The 16,235-nt window shown below is 69.8% G+C and carries 15 protein-coding genes; 2 read left to right on the forward strand and 13 right to left on the reverse strand.

Translation table 11 applies throughout. From position 1 onward, the window contains the following. Positions 1 to 208: 208 nt before the first annotated feature. Complete coding sequence (locus ACFYSH_RS18355; protein ID WP_359478756.1) at positions 209 to 979, forward strand: glucose 1-dehydrogenase; 771 nt, start codon at positions 209 to 211, stop codon at positions 977 to 979. A gap of 93 nt (positions 980 to 1,072) precedes the next feature. On the opposite strand, the gene ACFYSH_RS18360 is transcribed toward ACFYSH_RS18355, so the two are convergent. After that, positions 1,073 to 1,984 (reverse strand): ScbA/BarX family gamma-butyrolactone biosynthesis protein, encoded by a 912-nt coding sequence (locus ACFYSH_RS18360; protein WP_388753609.1) that lies wholly within the window; start codon positions 1,982 to 1,984, stop codon positions 1,073 to 1,075. A 109-nt stretch (positions 1,985 to 2,093) separates the two neighbouring features. On the opposite strand from ACFYSH_RS18360, the gene ACFYSH_RS18365 reads away from it, so the two are divergent. Next, a complete protein-coding gene (locus ACFYSH_RS18365) occupies positions 2,094 to 2,768 on the forward strand; it encodes a ScbR family autoregulator-binding transcription factor (RefSeq protein ID WP_359478750.1) in 675 nt (224 codons plus the stop codon). 67 nt (positions 2,769 to 2,835) lie between these two features. Here the strand turns inward: ACFYSH_RS18365 and ACFYSH_RS18370 are convergent, their stop codons facing one another. The 12 genes from ACFYSH_RS18370 to ACFYSH_RS18425 form a co-directional block, all read right to left on the reverse strand. Continuing rightward, on the reverse strand, positions 2,836 to 3,675 hold the full coding sequence (locus tag ACFYSH_RS18370) for an NAD(P)H-binding protein (RefSeq protein WP_359478747.1): 840 nt from the start codon (positions 3,673 to 3,675) through the stop codon (positions 2,836 to 2,838). 155 nt (positions 3,676 to 3,830) lie between these two features. Further along, positions 3,831 to 4,310 (reverse strand): nuclear transport factor 2 family protein, encoded by a 480-nt coding sequence (locus ACFYSH_RS18375; RefSeq protein WP_359478744.1) that lies wholly within the window; start codon positions 4,308 to 4,310, stop codon positions 3,831 to 3,833. Positions 4,311 to 4,348: 38 nt separating this feature from the next. Then, a complete protein-coding gene (locus ACFYSH_RS18380; RefSeq protein ID WP_359478741.1) occupies positions 4,349 to 5,260 on the reverse strand; it encodes an alpha/beta hydrolase in 912 nt (303 codons plus the stop codon). A gap of 59 nt (positions 5,261 to 5,319) precedes the next feature. Next, positions 5,320 to 6,282 (reverse strand): Gfo/Idh/MocA family oxidoreductase, encoded by a 963-nt coding sequence (locus tag ACFYSH_RS18385; protein WP_359478739.1) that lies wholly within the window; start codon positions 6,280 to 6,282, stop codon positions 5,320 to 5,322. Beyond that, positions 6,282 to 7,691, reverse strand: a complete 1,410-nt coding sequence (locus tag ACFYSH_RS18390; protein ID WP_388753613.1) for an NDP-hexose 2,3-dehydratase family protein — start codon at positions 7,689 to 7,691, stop codon at positions 6,282 to 6,284. The genes ACFYSH_RS18385 and ACFYSH_RS18390 overlap by 1 nt, the downstream gene beginning before the upstream one ends. Continuing rightward, positions 7,688 to 8,971, reverse strand: a complete 1,284-nt coding sequence (gene rfbH / locus ACFYSH_RS18395) for a lipopolysaccharide biosynthesis protein RfbH (RefSeq protein WP_388753672.1) — start codon at positions 8,969 to 8,971, stop codon at positions 7,688 to 7,690. The genes ACFYSH_RS18390 and rfbH overlap by 4 nt, the downstream gene beginning before the upstream one ends. A 17-nt stretch (positions 8,972 to 8,988) precedes the next feature. Beyond that, entirely contained in the window at positions 8,989 to 9,993 is a 1,005-nt protein-coding gene (gene rfbB, locus ACFYSH_RS18400) for a dTDP-glucose 4,6-dehydratase (RefSeq protein ID WP_388753616.1), read from the reverse strand. Next, on the reverse strand, positions 9,990 to 11,057 hold the full coding sequence (locus ACFYSH_RS18405) for a glucose-1-phosphate thymidylyltransferase (protein ID WP_359478728.1): 1,068 nt from the start codon (positions 11,055 to 11,057) through the stop codon (positions 9,990 to 9,992). The genes rfbB and ACFYSH_RS18405 overlap by 4 nt, the downstream gene beginning before the upstream one ends. A gap of 76 nt (positions 11,058 to 11,133) precedes the next feature. Continuing rightward, on the reverse strand, positions 11,134 to 12,270 hold the full coding sequence (locus ACFYSH_RS18410; RefSeq protein WP_359478725.1) for a DegT/DnrJ/EryC1/StrS family aminotransferase: 1,137 nt from the start codon (positions 12,268 to 12,270) through the stop codon (positions 11,134 to 11,136). Between the two features lie 189 nt (positions 12,271 to 12,459). After that, positions 12,460 to 13,137 (reverse strand): monooxygenase, encoded by a 678-nt coding sequence (locus ACFYSH_RS18415; protein ID WP_388753620.1) that lies wholly within the window; start codon positions 13,135 to 13,137, stop codon positions 12,460 to 12,462. A 57-nt stretch (positions 13,138 to 13,194) separates the two neighbouring features. After that, complete coding sequence (locus tag ACFYSH_RS18420; RefSeq protein ID WP_359478719.1) at positions 13,195 to 14,475, reverse strand: nucleotide disphospho-sugar-binding domain-containing protein; 1,281 nt, start codon at positions 14,473 to 14,475, stop codon at positions 13,195 to 13,197. An 82-nt stretch (positions 14,476 to 14,557) separates the two neighbouring features. Further along, complete coding sequence (locus tag ACFYSH_RS18425; RefSeq protein WP_359478716.1) at positions 14,558 to 16,138, reverse strand: MFS transporter; 1,581 nt, start codon at positions 16,136 to 16,138, stop codon at positions 14,558 to 14,560. Positions 16,139 to 16,235 lie beyond the last annotated feature (97 nt).

A 16,235-nucleotide genomic window follows, 5' to 3' on the forward strand; every position in this document is an offset into this window, starting at 1 on the left:
CGTCCTCGACCTGGTGGCCCCCGAGGGAGCCGGGCTCCTCTCCGGAAGGGGAGGGAGGCGGCCGGCAGGTGATCAACCGATCCATCGAGGTCCGGGAAGGCCAGCGACGACCCGCTCCGTACGGAGCGGCCGGCAGCCGGGTTGCCCGAGTGGCGGCGCTTCGTCAACTACCCGAAGTGGCAAGGCCGGAGCTGTTTCAATGATCCGCATGATGCGTACTGATGCGATCCTGAGTGGCAAGACCGTTCTCGTCATGGGCGCGAGCAGCGGTATCGGCGCGGCGGCGGCAAGAGTGTTCAGCCGGGAGGGCGCGAAGGTCGTCCTGGTGGCCCGGCGCGAGCGGGAACTGGCGGCCATCACGCGGGCGTTGACAGACGAGGGTGCCCACGTCTCCTACGTCGTCGCCGATGTGACCGTCGCCGAGAGTGCCCGGCGGGCTGTGGAGCGGACGATGGAGCTGCACGGGCGGCTGGACGGGGCGTTCAACAACGCGGGTATAGGTGGTGACCAGAAACCTCTGCATCTCATGGACGACGATGTCTACGACGCCATCATGGCCACCAACGTGCGCGGGTTATGGAACTGCCTGCGTGGTCAGATCGGTGCCATGCTGGAGACCGGCGGCGGCTCCATCGTCAACAACAGCAGTGTCGGTGGCCTGGTGGCGATTCCGGCCGCCGCTCCTTATGTGGCCTCCAAGCACGCGGTCGTCGGATTCACCCGAGCAGCCGCGGAGGAGTACGCGCGTCAGGGGATCCGGGTCAACGCCGTGGCGCCGGGGTCGACCCGCAGTGAGATCACCGACGACTGGTACGGGCGCAATCCGGGACTCGAGGAATCGATCCACGCGGTCACCCCGCAGGGACGCACCGCGGATCCGGAGGAGATAGCAGAGGCGGCCGCCTGGCTCCTCAGCGACAGGGCCTCCTACGTCACCGGCACCGTGCTGCCGGTGGACGGAGGATATGTGAACCGCTGAACGCGGTCAGGGGGGAGGACCTGGTCCACAAGGCTCTCCCCCCTGACCATGGTTCCGGTGCGCCTGCGCTCACCGGGGACGACGTGAAGGTCGTCAGACCAGGGTCACACGGAAGGCCCTCTCACCGTCCTGGACACCTACGACCTCGACGACGGTGCGGCCGTCCCCGGTGGTGGAGATGGCCGAGGCGTCGATCCAGCAGGGGCGTCCGAAGTCGATGTAGCGGTCGAAGGAACTGGTCAGGGTACGGGGCTGCGGAGCGAGTGGGCCGCTCACGGCGTGAGCCGCCTGGTAGGACGCCTCGATCAGGACCAAGCCGGGCACGTGGTCGACGGGGTGGTCGTACAGGGCGGTGTTACGGACGTCCACGCGCAGCTCCCAGTGGTGCCGGCGGTCCGTGGGTGCCAGGACGACATCCGAGCTGTCCGCCCGTCCGACGGTACTCGGGGCCACGGGAGGCCGTACCGGCGTTTCGCCCCACGGGGCGTCCAGTTGCTCACCCCGCAGCCGTCTGTAGACCGACGGGGCTATCCAGCTGAAGTCCACAAGGGACTCCGCGACCACGTTGTGGTCGTGCAGGACGGTTTGTTTCGTGCGCATGGAGCGGCGGCCGGTGCTGTCACACTCCAGCTCCACCGACAGGTTCGTCGTTCCGCCCCGGGGCGCCAGGTGTTCCGGCACCACGGAGACGTCCATGCGCTCCATCAACGTCTGGTGCGAGAGTGGCACTCCGCGTTCGGCATGGGCGATCACCAGGCAGCTCTGCCGGATCGTCTGGGTCAGCAGTCTGGGGTCGTACGCCGTGCCTTCCGCGAGGACGGGCCAGCTCACGGTGACTTCGTAGTGGTGGCCACCGCGTGCCGACCAGCCTGTGACCAGTACGGAGTCCTCATGACGCAGATGAACGTACCTCTTGAGGGTGTCGCCGGGCGGCGGCGAGGTGGGGGTGGAGGAACGGATGTCGTGCAGGTCCGAGTGGTGAGCTGCCAGTAAAGAGTTGGGCATGATTCCCCTCAGGCGGGCCGTAGGACAGTCGGAGGCGTTACCTTCGGAATTAACATACCGGTACGCTGGTCTTTTTTTTCGGGTCCGGGCAAGAAAGAGGTAGGACACTGTGGGACGGCAATCACGTGCGCTCCGGACGCGGTTCGCGATCCTGGAAGCCGCCGCCGATGTCTTCGGTGAACGGGGGTACGAAGGGGCCACGATCACGGAGGTGTACGAGCGGGCCAGTATGACGAAGGGCGCGCTCTATTTTCATTTCCGCTCCAAGGAGGAGCTGGCGCGCGCCATCCTCGAGGTGGCCGTGACCACGGAGGGGATCCAGCCGCAGGAGCTCAAGTTCCAGGAGGTCGTGGACATTCTGCTGGTCATGGCCTACCGGCTGCCTCGGGAGCCGATGCTCAGCGCCGCCCTGAGGCTGTCCGTCGACGTCCCGTCGCGGCTGTTGTTCGGCACCCGGTGGCCGGCCTGGAGCGAACTGCTCGCCGGTCTGGTCACGGAGGCCCGGGAACGGGGCGAGGCCCTGCCCTACATCGACGCGCAGGAAGTCGGGCGCACCCTGACGAGCGCGTGGACCGGCGTACGGGTGGTGACCGAAGGGCTGCCGCACGAGTACGACCTGACCGAGGAGGTGGCCCGCCTGCTCCGGATGCTCCTGCCGGGCCTCGTCGTACCCGCGGTGCTCGCCAGGCTCGACGTCTCGGCGAAGCGCGCGGAATCCCTCTGCGAGCAGTTGCCGCCCCGCGGGCCCGAGGACGCCGAAGGCGACGCGCTGGAACTCGGCTGACAGTACGGGAGCCCGCCGGGTGGGCGAGCTCGTCGACGTCGCGGCCGCTTCCGTCACAGACCCCGGTTCACCCGGCGCCGAACGCCGCCGCGTTCTCCGCCGCCCACTGCTGGAACGTACGGCCGGGAGTTCCCGTGATCCTTTCGACGGTGTCACGCACCTCCAGCAGCTCGTCATTGACATCGCCGCCGAGCAGGTCGAGTACGGCGGCCGCGGTCTGAGCCCCCAGGTGCGGCGTCATCTGCTGGTGGGCCTCCTCTCGGCCGATCTCGTGGAACGCCAGCTCCCGGCCGATGGCCTTCGCGACGGCGGCCGTCTGCTGCCGGGCGGAAATGCGCTCGGGGCCCGTCAGTTCGTAGATCCGGCCCGCGTGGCCTGGTTCCCTCAGCACCGCCCGTGCCACATCGGCGATGTCCGCGGGGTGGATGGTGGGGAGGCCGGTGTCGGCGTAGGGGGCGTGCACAGCGGCCCGGTCGCGGACGGACCGCGACCACAGCAGCGTGTTGGAGGCGAACTGCGTCGGCCGCAGGATCGTCCACTCCATACCACTGGCGCGCAGGGAGGTCTCGACGGCCAGGTTTTCCTGCGCGGCGGGCAGGTGCGGGTGGGTCCGAACCGTGATCGACGACACGAGGACCACACGCCGTACGCCCGCCTGCCGGGCGGCGCGCACCACGGCTGCCTCGGTGCACACCCCCGTCACCAGGAACAGGTCCTCCACACCGCTGAACACGCCGCTGAGAGATGCCGGTCGGGACAGGTCTCCCCGTACCGCCTCCACACCGTCGGGGAAGTCGGCCCGCGCGGTGTCGCGGGTCAATCCCCGCACGGGCCGTACCCCGTCCCTGTGCAGCCCCTCCAGGAGAGCGCTTCCGATGTTTCCGGTCGCACCGGTTACAAGGATCATGATCGGTTCTCCTGTTGCCCGTCGCCTTGCCGAGTACTGCTCGCGGCAACAACCTAGAACCTCGACTTCGGTCGAGGTCAAAGAGGCGGGCCGGGGTTCCGGTGCTCCACGGAGCGAGCACGGCACCCGTCGGTCCGGGCCCGGTCGGCCGCGCTTCACGGCTCGGTCCCGTCGTCCCGGCCCGCTGTCCATACGACGGTCACCCGCAGCGCGGCAATCCGCCAGCCGTCTGTCGTGCGTACGGCGTCGATCTCGTAGCGGCCACCGCCGGCGAACGACACGTCGTTGCCGGTGTCGTGGGCGACATGGGCGGCGTGGACGTTCGTCCATGCCCGTGCCCGGTCTCCCGCCAGATCGACGGCGCACGTCATGGCGATGTGGTGGGTCCTGGCCCACAGCGGTTTCGGCCCGGCGCAGAACCGGGCGGCTCCGGTGATCCCCCGGTGCGAACCGCTGGGAAGGTCCAGCCGTACGTCGCCGGTGAACAGCGACCGGGCCCACGCACTGTCGCACCCGGCGGCCCGTGGTGCGTCGAGCCCCGCGAGGAACCGGTCGGTCAGCGCGGTGATCTCCGCGTGATCGGCGAGGTCGGACAGCGCCTTCGACCCGGTGATCGCCCTGCCGGGTGGGGCCATGGGGACGGCCTCCGCTCCGAGTGGCGTTCCTCCCGCGCTCACCGGCGGGAGCCGACGGCGGCCGCTGTGTCGCGGGCCAGCAGACATTCCTCCAGGAACGCCAGAGCGCGCAGATGGTAGGTGCGCGCCGCCCACCCCAGGCTGATGTTGTGGCCGGCGTGCGGCAGGTGGGCGGCCCGTGCCTGGGTCCCCGCGAGCGGTGCGAGCAGCAGGCGCACGGCTTCGGGGTCGTGCCGCCACCACTGCTCCTGCTCGGCGAAGGTGAAGTGGACCGGAACCCGCACCCGGGCGGCGAGGGCGGGGTAGAGCTCCGGCCAGAGCAGGACCTGCTCCGCCTCCCGGGCGGGCACCGGTGCCACCAGGCTGCCGCCGAGCCGGAACGCGTCCGGAGGATAGAACCGCAGGGCTCCCCAGTGGCGCCGCCATGTGCCGTTGCCCGCCGGGCCGGGCAGTTCGGCCGGGTCGACGGCGAAGAGGCTGCCGAGTCCGGAGATGTCGAGTCCCAGCAGACCGTTCTCCGGTGGATCCTCGCGGGACATGTCGGCCGCAAGACGCAGGGCCAGCTTCCCCCCGTAGGAGTGCGCGAGGACGAAGAAGCCCGCGCCGGTCGGGTGGGACCGGGCGAAGTCGGCCAGTGCCGCCCGCAACGTCACGGACTGGGCGGCGAGCGGCTGGCCCTCGGGCAGCTCCACGGCTGACGCCCCGTAGCCGGGACGGTCCACCGCGAGCACCGTGCAGCCGAGCCGGGCGCCGAGTCGCAGGAGCGAGAGGCCAGGGCGGGCACGGCTGTCGAAGTAACCGGCGCGCATACCGCCCCCGTGCACCGCGACCACCACGGCACGAGGCGGTAGCCGGGCCGGTTCGGCGAGCAGGGCGGAGAGTGTGATCCCGTCGGCGTCCAGCGTGATACCGCGGACCTCCGGCTGAAGGGACTGCGACGGTGATGTCATGACCTGCCGTTTCTGGAACCTGTGGAGGGACGGGACGCCGTGCGGTCCGGCGCTCCCGGTCAGTACCGCACAGCGCGCCGTCGCACCTCGTCCAGCAGCACCGCTTGGCGTACGGACACCCCGGCGGCGTCCGATCCGGTGCGGACCGCGCCGGCGAACGCTTCGATCGTGCGCAGGACCTGGTCGTCAGGTGGCAGCCGCACCGTCTCGGTGCCGGACCGGCGTTCCAGACGGATCGCGGGCTCATGATCGGCCGGGGGAGTGAATGCCCGGTCCACCGTGATCCGGCCCTCGCTGCCCCAGATCTCGTAGGCGGACCGGTAGGCGTGGTCGATGCCGAACGTCAGATGGGCGGCGACGCCCTCCCGGGTGGTCAGCAGCGCCGTGCCCGCGGTGTCGACCACGTGCCCCGCCGTGCTGGTGAGAGTGGCGCCCACGACCCGTAGATCCGCACCGAGGTGGTGGACGGCAGCGCGCAGCGGATAGACGCCGGTGTCGAGGAGCGCACCGCCACCGAGTTCCGGGCGGTGGCGGATGTCGTGCGCAGGCAGCCGGGGAACGGCGAACGCGGCGTGCAGGGAACGCAGCTCGCCGATCGCGCCGTCCGCGACGAGCCGGCGTACCGCCGCGTGCTGGGAGTGGTGGACGAACATGACGTTCTCCATCAGCACCAGCCCGGTGTTCCGGGCCAGTGCGGTCAGCTCCCGGGTGAGCGCGTGTTCGGTGGTCAGCGGTTTCTCGGCGAGGACGTGTTTGCCGGCGTCGAGCGCCGCCCGTGTCCACCGGGCGTGCAGGGCGGTCGGCAGCGGTACGTAGACGGCGTCGATGTCCGGACGTGCGAGAAGCGCCGCGTAACCGTGCACGGGCAGGCATCCGAAACGCTCGGACGTTTCGGATGCCGCCGCTTCCCGCCGGCTGGCGACCGCGACGACGTCGACGTCCGGACAGGCCGTCATCGCGGGCAGTATGCGGCGGCGGGCGATATCGGCGCAGCCCAGGACGCCGATGCGTACGGGTTCCATCAGAGCCACACCGCTCCCGTGGTCAGACAGGACAGCAGGGTCCTCGCCTGGACGTTGAGGTAGTGGTTGTGGCGCAGCAAGCCGGTCAGCTGGTCCGGTGTCGCCCAGCGGTAGCCGGCGGGTGGGTCGAGCGGAGCCTCACGTTCGTCGGCCTCGACGAAGAGGTAACGGCTCTGGGCGTTGAGGAAGCGGCCGCCCTCCTCCGAGTGCAGGGCCTCGTAGCGCACCGCGGACCGGTCCGCGCCGAGCACGGTGTCCAGGAAGGGCGGACGGGCGGCGCCCGTCACATGGGCGTAGTTCCCCGGCGTGTACTGGACGGTGGGTCCGAGTTCGACGGTGTCGAGGAATCCGCCCTCGACACGGGAGTGCACCAGCAGGTGCGGTACGCCCCCGAAGCGGCGGAACAGGAACGCGGTGACACCCGTTCCGCACGGCTCGATCAGCGGCTGGGTCCAGCCGCTGACCTCGCGGCTGCCCGCCTGGACGGCCACCGCGACGACGTTGAAGTACCGCCCCGCCTCGTGGCCGATGGAGTGCTCGTCGCGGACCCAGCCGGTCAGGCCCGCGAGCGGGACCCGCTCCGCCGACACGTCGTGGCGGGCGCGTTCCGAGGTGAACCAGGAGAGCAGGTCCGTGTCGGAGTGCAGCGCGTGCGTGTCCGTGGCGGGGGACGAGGCACAGGCCAGGACGGTTCGGGCGTCCATGTTGACGATGTTGTCCTGGCGCAGCAACTCGCCGATCTGCCCGAGGGTCAGCCAGCAGAAGTCGTCGTCGTACGGCACCTCGTCGAAGGCTTCGACGAGCATGTTCCGGTTGCTCTTGCGGAAGAACCACGAGCCGTGTTCGGACTGGAGCGAGTCCGACAGCACACGGCCGCGGCCGGGTTCGGTGAAGTACTCGACGTACTTCACATCGGCACCCCTGTGCGCCTTCGTGTAGTTGCTCCGCGTCGCCTGCACGGTGGGCGACAACTGGAGGAGGTTGGGGTTGCCCGGCTCCATCTTCGCCTGCATCAGGCAGTGCAGGACACCGTCGAACTCCTTGACGAGGATGCCGAGGATGCCGACCTCGGGCTGCCTGATGATCGGCTGGTGCCACTCCCGGACCGGCCCCTCGGAGACGTTCACCCGCAGGCCCTCGACGGTGAAGAACCGGCCGGTGCGGTGCCGGATGTTGCCCGTCGTCCCCTCGAACGACCAGCCCTCCAGCCGGGCGAACGGAATGCGGTCGACCTGGAAGCGATGTGCCTCGCGGCGTTCGGCGAGCCAGGCGGCGACCTCCTCGGTCGGCGGCCCCGTGCCCACGGTGGTGGCGGCGGACCCGGCGATACGCTCCCCGAGCGCAGGGTCGCGCCGGGGCCGCAGTCGCGTCGCCGCGCTCGCGACGTCCGCTGTCGCGTGCCGGGTCATGTGCGGGCCCCCACGAAGTCCTTGACGGAGGAGACGATGTAGTCGATCTGCTCCTCGCCGAGCCCGGGGTACACCCCGACCCAGAAGGTCTGCTCGGTGACGACGTCGCTGTTGGTCAGGTCCCCGGCCACCCGGTGCGGCTGGTTGATGTAGGCGGGATGCCGTGTCAGGTTGCCGGCGAAGAGCCGGCGTGTGCCGATCTTCCGGCCTTCCAGGAAGTCCACCAGTTCCGCCCGGGAGAACGGCGCCTCCGGGTCGACCGTCAGGGCGAAGCCGAACCAGCTCGGATCGCTGCGCGGGGTGGCCACCGGCAGCAGGAGGTGGGGGACATCGGCCAGCCCGTCCCGCAGTCTGCGCCAGTTGCGCCGGCGGGCCGCGCAGAAGTCGTCGAGCTTGTCGAGCTGGGTCAGCCCCAGGGCGGCCTGGATGTCCGTCGCCTTCATGTTGTAGCCGACGTGCGAGAAGATGTACTTGTGGTCGTATCCGGCCGGCAGCGTGCCCATCTGGTAGTCGAACCGCTTGAGGCACTTGTTGCTCTCACCCGGCTCGCACCAGCAGTCCCGGCCCCAGTCCCTCAGCGACTCCACGATCCGCGCCAGCGCCAGGTTGGACGTCAGGACGCAGCCGCCCTCGCCCATGGTCAGATGGTGGGCCGGGTAGAAGCTCACGGTCGTGAGGTCGCCGAAGGTCCCGGTGAGCCGGTCGTCGTACGTGGAGCCCACGGCATCGCAGTTGTCCTCGATGAGGAAGAGGTCGTGCTCCTGGGCGAGCTGGGCGATCTCGGCGACCTCGAACGGGTTGCCCAGCGCGTGGGCGATCATGATGGCGCGGGTGCGCGGGCCGATGGCCTGGGCGACCCGGTCCGCAGTGGTGTTGTAGGTGCCCAGCTCCACATCGACGAAGACGGGGATGAGCCCGTTCTGCAGGATGGGGTTGACGGTGGTCGGGAAACCGGCAGCGACGGTGATCACCTCGTCGCCCGGCCGGAGCCGCCGGTCCTCCAGGAGGTGGGAGGTGAAGGCAGTCATGGCGAGCAGGTTCGCCGACGAGCCGGAGTTGGTCAGGTGCGCCTTGCGGCGCTTGAGCCTGCGGGCGAACCGGGACTCGAACATCCGTGAGCTCGGCCCTGCCGCGATCCGCATCTCCAGGGCCGCCTCGACCAGCGCGAGCCGGTCCGCCTCGTCGAGCACCGCGCCCGCCGGCCAGATCTCGGTCGTGCCGGGGACGAAGGGCTCGTTGTCCTGGCGGTCGGAGTGGAACAGCTTGGTCTCGTCGAGGATGACACCCTTGTGGACGCTCACTGTGTGATCCCTTCCTGGTTCGCCGCGGCGGCGCCGCGCTGTTTCAACGGCTTCCACCAGCCGGGGTTGTCGCGGTACCAGGCGACCGTGTCCGCGAGGCCCTGCTCGAAGGGCACCCGCGGTGCGTAGCCGAGGGTCTCGCGGATCTTCGTCTCGTCGAGCGAGTACCGCAGGTCGTGTCCCTTGCGGTCGGGCACGTGCACCACCATGGAGCGGTCGGCCCCGCACAGTTCCAGCAGCCGTTCGGTGATGCGCAGATTGCTCTGCTCGTTCCCGCCGCCGACGTTGTACACCTCGCCCGCGGCGCCCTTGGAGAGCACCAGCGCGATGGCCCGGCAGTGGTCGTCGACGTGCACCCACTCACGGATGTTGCCGCCGTCGCCGTACAGGGGGACGGGGAGGCCCTCAAGCAGCTGGCTGACGAACAGCGGTATCAGCTTCTCCGGGTGCTGGTAGGGACCGTAGTTGTTGGAGCAGCGGGTGACCGACACATCGAGCCCGTGGGAGCGCCAGTAGGACCGGGCGATCAGATCCGACGCGGCCTTGGACGCCGCGTACGGGGAGTTGGGCAGCAGCGGCCGGTCCTCGGTCCAGGAGCCCTCGGCGATCGAGCCGTACACCTCGTCCGTCGACACGTGCACGATGCGGTCGACCCCGGTGGCGAGGCAGGCGTCCAGGAGGATCTGCGTGCCCTCGACGTTCGTCCGGATGAACTCGGACGCGGAGGTGAGGGACCGGTCGACGTGCGATTCGGCGGCGAAGTGGAGCACCGCGTCATGGCCGGGCAGCAGTCGGCGCAGCAGAGCCGGGTCGCGGATGTCGCCCCGCACGAAGTCCAGCCGGGGGTGGGAGGCGGGGAGGTTGTCGCGGTTACCCGCGTACGTGAGCTTGTCGAGGACGGTCACGCGGGCCTGCTCGTAGCCGGCGTACGCGCCGTCGAGCACCCCACGGACGAAGTGCGAACCGATGAAGCCCGCACCGCCGGTGATCAGCAGCCTCACGCCGCCACCTCGATCCGCGTGTGGTCGCCCACGACCAGGCTGTGGCAGGCGGCACCCGAACGCCCGGTGCCCACGGCGGCGTTACGGCCGATCAGGGAGTTCTGCAGACCGGGCACGTCCTGGATCCGCGCGCCGTCCATCACGATGGAGTCGCGGATCCTGGTGTTGCTCAGCACGCAGTCCCGGCCGATGGACGTGTCGGCCCCGATGTGGCAGTCCTCCAGGACCGAGCCCGCGCCGATGACGGCGGGGCCGTCGATACGGCTGCGTACCACCCGGGCGCCGGGTTCCACCAGCACCTGTCCGTTCAGCTCGCTGAAGTCGTCGACACTGCCGAGGACCTCCGGCCTCAGATCGGCCAGCAGCTTCTGGTTGCAGTCCAGGACGTCCTCGGTCCGTCCGGTGTCCTTCCAGTAGCCGTGGTACTCGCTCGCCCTGACATCGGCGCCGGTTGCCACCAGCCACTGGATGGCGTCGGTGATCTCCAGTTCGCCGCGTTCGCTGGGCTCGATCGCCGCCACGGCGCGGTGGATCGCCGGAGTGAAGAAGTAGACGCCGATCAGTGCCAGGTCGCTCCGGGGGTTCTGGGGCTTCTCGACGAGCCGGATCACCGAGCCGTCGGGTGCCGTCTCGGCGACGCCGAAGGCCCGCGGGTCAGCCACCTTGCGGACGAGGACCTGCGCGGCCGGGCGCCGTGCGCGGAACTCGCGCTCGATCTCCTCGATGCCTTCCGGGAGCATGTTGTCACCCAGATACATGAGGAAGTCGTCGTCGCCCAGGAAGTCGCGGGCCAGCGTGACGCAGTGGGCGAGGCCCAACGGCTCGTCCTGCTGGATGTAGGTGACCTGCAGACCCAGTCGGCTGCCCTGGCCCACGACGTCGAATATCTCCTGCGCCCAGTCGCCGACGATCACACCGACCTCGGTGACGCCGAGAGCACGGATGTTCTCCAGTACGTACTCCAGGACCGGCTTGTTGACGATGGGGATCAGCTGTTTGGCCATGGAGTAGCTGAATGGGCGTAGGCGGGTTCCTGACCCTCCCGACAGCACCAGAGCCTTCATGGGGTTCTCCTCGTGAGGTGGGTCCGGTATGTGTCGTGTGCGCGGGTGGCGAGGCCGGCCCGTGAGGCAACACGCCCTAGCACCGCGCCTCGACCGCCTTGCGCAGGGCCGTGGCCACGACGAGGACGTCCGAGTCGGACAGGCCGGGGTGCAGCGGCAGGCAGAGGGTCTCGCCGGAGGCCAGGTCGGACTGCGGCAGTTCCCGGCCGGTCGCCCCGTAGGCGGCCACCTTGTGCAGCGGCGCGTAGCGGAACGTCGTGTAGATGCCGGCGGCGTACAGGTCGGAGGCGACCTGGTCGCGGATGTCCGGGCTCATCTGGACCCAGTAGAAGTAGTAACTCGACTCATGCCCCTGGGGCAGGGGCGGCGGAGTCCGCACACCCTCCAGGGAGGCCAGCTCCCGGTCGTAGAGTTCGACGATCTCGCGGCGCCTGGCGACGAGTTCGGGCAGCCGGCGAAGCTGCACCGAGCCGATCGCGGCCGTCAGGTCGTTGCCGATGGAACGCCGTCCGACCTCCGGGACGTCCAGTTCCCACCAGCGGTGCGAGACCTTGGCGTGCCCGAAGCCGCTGGGCTGGGAGAGCCCGTGATAGGCGAGTCGGCGTGCGCGGGCCGCTTGCTGCGGATCCTTGGCGTAGAGCATCCCGCCGTCTCCTGTCACCATGACCTTCATGGCGTCGAAGCTCCACATGGCGAGGTCGCCGATGGTGCCGACGGCCCGCCCGTCGACGCGTGAGGCGGGTGAGCACGCGGCGTCCTCGACGAGCGGGATGCCGCGCTCGGCGCACAGGTCGGCGATGCGTACGACGTCGCCGGGGCAGCCGCCGTAGTGCAGGACGATCACGGCCTTGGTGCGCGGTGAGACCACGCGTTCGACGTCGGCCGCGGTGGGGTTGAGCGTACGGGCGTCGACATCGCAGAAGACCGGGCGGGCGCCCGTCGCGACGACGGCGTTGGCCGCTGCCACGAAGCTGAGCGACGGCAGGACCACCTCGTCGCCCTCGGCCAGGCCGAGCGTCTCCAGCGCGAGGAACAGTCCGGCCGTGCCCGAGTTGATGAAGACGACCTGTTCGGCCGAGCAGCCGATGTGTTCCGCGAAGGCGGTCTCGAACGCCTTGGTGCGCGGACCGTGGCCGAGCCACTTGCTCTCGAACACCTCTGCCACGGCCGCGAGTTCTTCTTGGCCCACCTGTGGCTGGAAGAGATCGATCATGTCTGTCTCCTGAAGGTCGGGGCGACGGGCGGTATGCGGTGCCCGTCGGCCGGAAAGGTGCGGAAACGGAGAGGTGCGCAAGCGCATGCGTGTGACCGGGCGGACGGTCGTACGCGCGTGGGTGCTCCCGGGGTGGGTCCGTACGGGGGGTTCCGGACCCACCCCGGGAGGGCGGGGGAGGGCGAGGCGTCAGCCCGCGGCCGGCGGCACGGTGACGACGCTGCCATGCAGTACGTAGCGCCTTCCGCCGATACCGCGCACTCCGGGCATGTCCTGGGTGATCCGGGTCGTCACCTGGGCCGACGGGCTGTCGAGGAAGAACTCGTGTGCCGAGTCCTCGGTGAACTCGGCGAAGTTCAGCACCCTGCCGCCGTCGAGGCTGTAGTGGAAGTGCGCGGCGATCAGACCGGGGGTCGCCGTGGTCAGCGGACCGTCGAGCAGCGCGTCGATGATTCCCCGTTGCGGGGCCCTGCCGTCGGTGTCGAACGCCGGCGCCACGAAACGGGTGGGGACGCTGCTCGGTTCGTAGACCCTGCTGCGGTAGCGCTGGAACGGTGTGGGGGCGCAGCGCTCGATGTCCGCGCCGTCCGGGCCCAGACCCCGCAGCGGCGCAGGCGGCTCCTGGGTCCCGGTCGCCCGGTAGGCGGACAGCTCCGTCCACTGTTCGTAGGTCCACACGTTCTCGCCGTCGGTGCTGACGTAGCAGCTCTGCGAGAGCAGGCCTTCGGGCCGCGGTGCTGCGGCCCATTCGGCCACGATGGCGTCCGCCACCTTCTGCTGGAGGTGCGGGGAGCCCACATAGAGAGGGCCGACCAGCGCCAGCCCGGCGTCCTTGCGGTCGACACCGGGAAGAGTGGCGGTGCCCATGGTTTTCTCCTTCGTGCGTGCGGCTGTGCGTGTGAAAGGTGTGACGGTGAGGCCGGGTCAGCGGCCCTGGTGGAGCCGGGTGCGCTGCTCCAGTTCCGGGATGATGTCCACCGGGCTGGGGATCTCCCGCATCTCCTGCCGCAGTGCGGTGGTCGCCTCCTGGAACGAGGACTCGTGGAGGATGCGCAGCAGTCCCTCGCGCATGGCCTCGATGGTGGGCTTCTCGTCCTCGATGACCAGCCCGGCGCCGCGTGAGGCCGTGTAGCGGGCGAAGTCGACGTACTCGGAGCCGCTCTTGGGCACCATCAGCTGCGGTGCCCCGTGGACGACGGCCGCCGCCCACGTCCCGGATCCGCCGAGGTGGATGATCGCGGAGCAGCTCGGCAGCAGCAGATTCAGCGGTACGTAGTCCGTGGTGCGGACGTTGTCAGGAATGGCGTCGACGCCCGTCAGCTGGGCCTCGTTGAGCGTGGCGACCAGCTCGATCGGCAGATCGGCGACCATGTCGAACACGTCCGAGATGGAGATGCCGTTCTCGGCGAACAGCTCGCGTCCGCTGGTGCCCAGGGTGAGGCACACCCTCGGCTTCTCGGGAGCGCCGTGCAGCCAGTCGGGCACCACGGCGGAGCCGTTGAACGGCACGGGACGCACCGCGACGTAGTCGAGGTCCAGCGGCAGCCGCATGGGGCTGGGCCAGGGGTCGATGCTCCACTGGCCGGTGATCAGGTCTTCGCCGAAATCGATGTCGAAGCGGTCGAGGAGCGGGCGCATCATCGCGGCCATCAGATCCGGCCGGTCGTCGCCCGCGGAGGCGCGGCCCTGCGAGTAGAGGGAGCGGAGCCAGCCGAAACGGTCGAGTCCCCACAGCAGGCGCGCGTGGGCGGCGCCGCAGGCCCGGGCGGCGATCGGGGACGGGAAGAACAGCGGGTCCCAGATGACCAGGTCCGGTTTCCAGTCCTGGGCGAAGCGGACCATCTCGTCGGTGATGCCGGCGGCCCCGGGCGCGTCCGGGTCGGCCGGGTAGTACATGGCGTACGTGGCCACCAGGTAATTGCGGATCATGGGCCAGAGGTTGCTGTCCTCCGGGTCCACGCCCGTCGTGCGGGCGATGTCCTCCAGGGCCTCGTGGCCGAAGGTGTCCTGCACGGCGGAGACGAGGTCGATCCCCTCGCCGAGGGGGACGGCCGGCAGGCCGGCCGAGGTGATCGACGCCACGGTCTCGGGGTGGTCGTGCGTGACCACCCGGACGTCGTGCCCCGCGCTCTGCAGGGCGGACGCCATCGGCGCCATGATCAGCAGATGTGAAGTAACCGGCAGGACGGTGAACATGACGCGCATAAGGATGCTCCTTCGGTTTTCTGGGGTGTCGGGCCTGTGTGGTCCCGCACGGCCGGTCGCCGGACAGCGGACCGTTGTGCGGTCACCGGTCCGCCGCGCCTTCGGTGGCGGGCACCGGGGCCGATGCGGCCTCGGTGCCTTCCTCGGTCTGCCGCCCGATCCCCCGGAGCAGGACGGCCACCGCGACGGCGAGGACGACGACGAGGGCGCAGCAGACGAGTGCGACGACGTGCAGGCTGCTCAGATAGGCTCCGCGAGCGGTCTCCAGGAGACCGTCGCCGATACGGGCCGGAAGGTCCCCCACCACCGACACGGCACCGCCCAGCGAGCCGCCGGCGGTCTCGACCGCCGCTTCGGGGACCCCGCTGAGGCTGCTGTCGTCGATACGGGCGCTGTAGACGGCGCCGCCGATGCTGCCGAGCAGCGCGAGACCCAGCGCACCGCCGAGTTCGTTGCCCGTCTCCGTCACGGCGGACGCCGCTCCGGCTTGCTCGGGCGGTGCGGCTCCGACGGCCATGTCGGTGCCGAGCACGCCCATGACGGCCAGACCCACGAACATCACCACCGTGCCGCTCACCAGCATGGCCAGGCCGGAGCCGTCGACCTGGGTGACCAGCGCGAAACCGACCGCCGCGACCAGGAGCCCGGCGGCCATGACGTAGGCGGGGCGGACGTACCGCACGAGGCTGGGGGTCAGCAGGGCCGCGGGAATGCCCGCGATGGTCATCGGAAGTGTCCACAGGCCGGCTTCGAGCGGGGAGAGCCCCACGACCAGCTGAAGGTACTGCGCCGCGAAGAAGCTGAGGCCCATGACGACGCCGGTGTTCACCGTCAGCGCCACCAGCGCGACGCTGAACCGGGCGTTGTTGAACAGCCGCAGGTCCAGCAAGGGGGCGTGGGACGAACGCTGCCTGCGCACGAAGACCCAGCCGACCAGTGCGCCGACGGCGACCAGGCCCACGGAGGTCGGCCCGACACCGTGCTCGGCGGCCTGCTTGACGCCGTAGACCACCGAGAGCACCGCCACCAGCGACAGCACCGCACTGGTGATGTCCAGCGGTCCGGTCGCCTTCTCACTGCGGTACTCGGGCAGCAGCTTGGGGCCGAAGATCAGGAGCAGGAGCATCACCGGTACGCCCATGAGGAAGACCGCACCCCACCAGAACGCGTCCAGCAGCACGCCACCGACCAGCGGACCGAGGGTGCCACCGACCATGAAGCTGGTCATCCACACACCGATGGCGCGAGAACGCTCGACGTCGTCGTGGAACATGTTGCGGATGAGCGCCATGGTCGACGGCATCAGCGTCGCACCGGCGACACCCAGGATCCCGCGTGTCACGATCAGCATCTCGGCGCTGTTGGAGAAGGCCGCCAGCACCGACGCGACGCCGAAGGCAGCGGCACCGAGGAGCAGCAGCCGGCGACGGCCGATGCGGTCTCCCAGCGTTCCGGCCGTGACGAGCCAGCCGGCGATCATGAATCCGTAGATGTCGACGATCCAGAGCAGCTGGGTGCTGGTCGGACTCAGATCCTCGCTCAGGTCCGGCACGGCCAGGTGCAGCACCGTCAGGTCCATCGAGACGAGCAGGGTCGGCAGGGCGAGCATGGCCAGCCCGATCCACTCCCGCTTGCCCGCCTTGGGCGGGGCTTGCACTCCCATGGTGAAGTCTTCCTCTCTCACGCGCGGATGACGGCCCGGTTCGGGTCGTCACCAGGCACGCTAGAACCTCAACTTCTGTTGAGGTCAAGTTCATGAG

It is taken from the genome of Streptomyces sp. NPDC005791, assembly GCF_042871485.1.
Taxonomy (GTDB): domain Bacteria; phylum Actinomycetota; class Actinomycetes; order Streptomycetales; family Streptomycetaceae; genus Streptomyces.

Excerpts from the sequence above, each read along its gene's own strand:
- ACFYSH_RS18420 (WP_359478719.1), bottom strand. The coding sequence starts at position 14,475 with ATGCGCGTCATGTTCACCGTCCTGCCGGTTACTTCACATCTGCTGATC.
- ACFYSH_RS18410 (WP_359478725.1), bottom strand. The coding sequence starts at position 12,270 with ATGATCGATCTCTTCCAGCCACAGGTGGGCCAAGAAGAACTCGCGGCC.
- ACFYSH_RS18380 (WP_359478741.1), bottom strand. The coding sequence starts at position 5,260 with ATGACATCACCGTCGCAGTCCCTTCAGCCGGAGGTCCGCGGTATCACG.
- ACFYSH_RS18370 (WP_359478747.1), bottom strand. The coding sequence starts at position 3,675 with ATGATCCTTGTAACCGGTGCGACCGGAAACATCGGAAGCGCTCTCCTG.
- ACFYSH_RS18375 (WP_359478744.1), bottom strand. The coding sequence starts at position 4,310 with ATGGCCCCACCCGGCAGGGCGATCACCGGGTCGAAGGCGCTGTCCGAC.
- ACFYSH_RS18405 (WP_359478728.1), bottom strand. The coding sequence starts at position 11,057 with ATGAAGGCTCTGGTGCTGTCGGGAGGGTCAGGAACCCGCCTACGCCCA.
- ACFYSH_RS18360 (WP_388753609.1), bottom strand. The coding sequence starts at position 1,984 with ATGCCCAACTCTTTACTGGCAGCTCACCACTCGGACCTGCACGACATC.
- ACFYSH_RS18390 (WP_388753613.1), bottom strand. The coding sequence starts at position 7,691 with ATGACCCGGCACGCGACAGCGGACGTCGCGAGCGCGGCGACGCGACTG.
- ACFYSH_RS18415 (WP_388753620.1), bottom strand. The coding sequence starts at position 13,137 with ATGGGCACCGCCACTCTTCCCGGTGTCGACCGCAAGGACGCCGGGCTG.
- ACFYSH_RS18385 (WP_359478739.1), bottom strand. The coding sequence starts at position 6,282 with ATGGAACCCGTACGCATCGGCGTCCTGGGCTGCGCCGATATCGCCCGC.
- ACFYSH_RS18425 (WP_359478716.1), bottom strand. The coding sequence starts at position 16,138 with ATGGGAGTGCAAGCCCCGCCCAAGGCGGGCAAGCGGGAGTGGATCGGG.
- ACFYSH_RS18355 (WP_359478756.1), top strand. The coding sequence starts at position 209 with ATGATGCGTACTGATGCGATCCTGAGTGGCAAGACCGTTCTCGTCATG.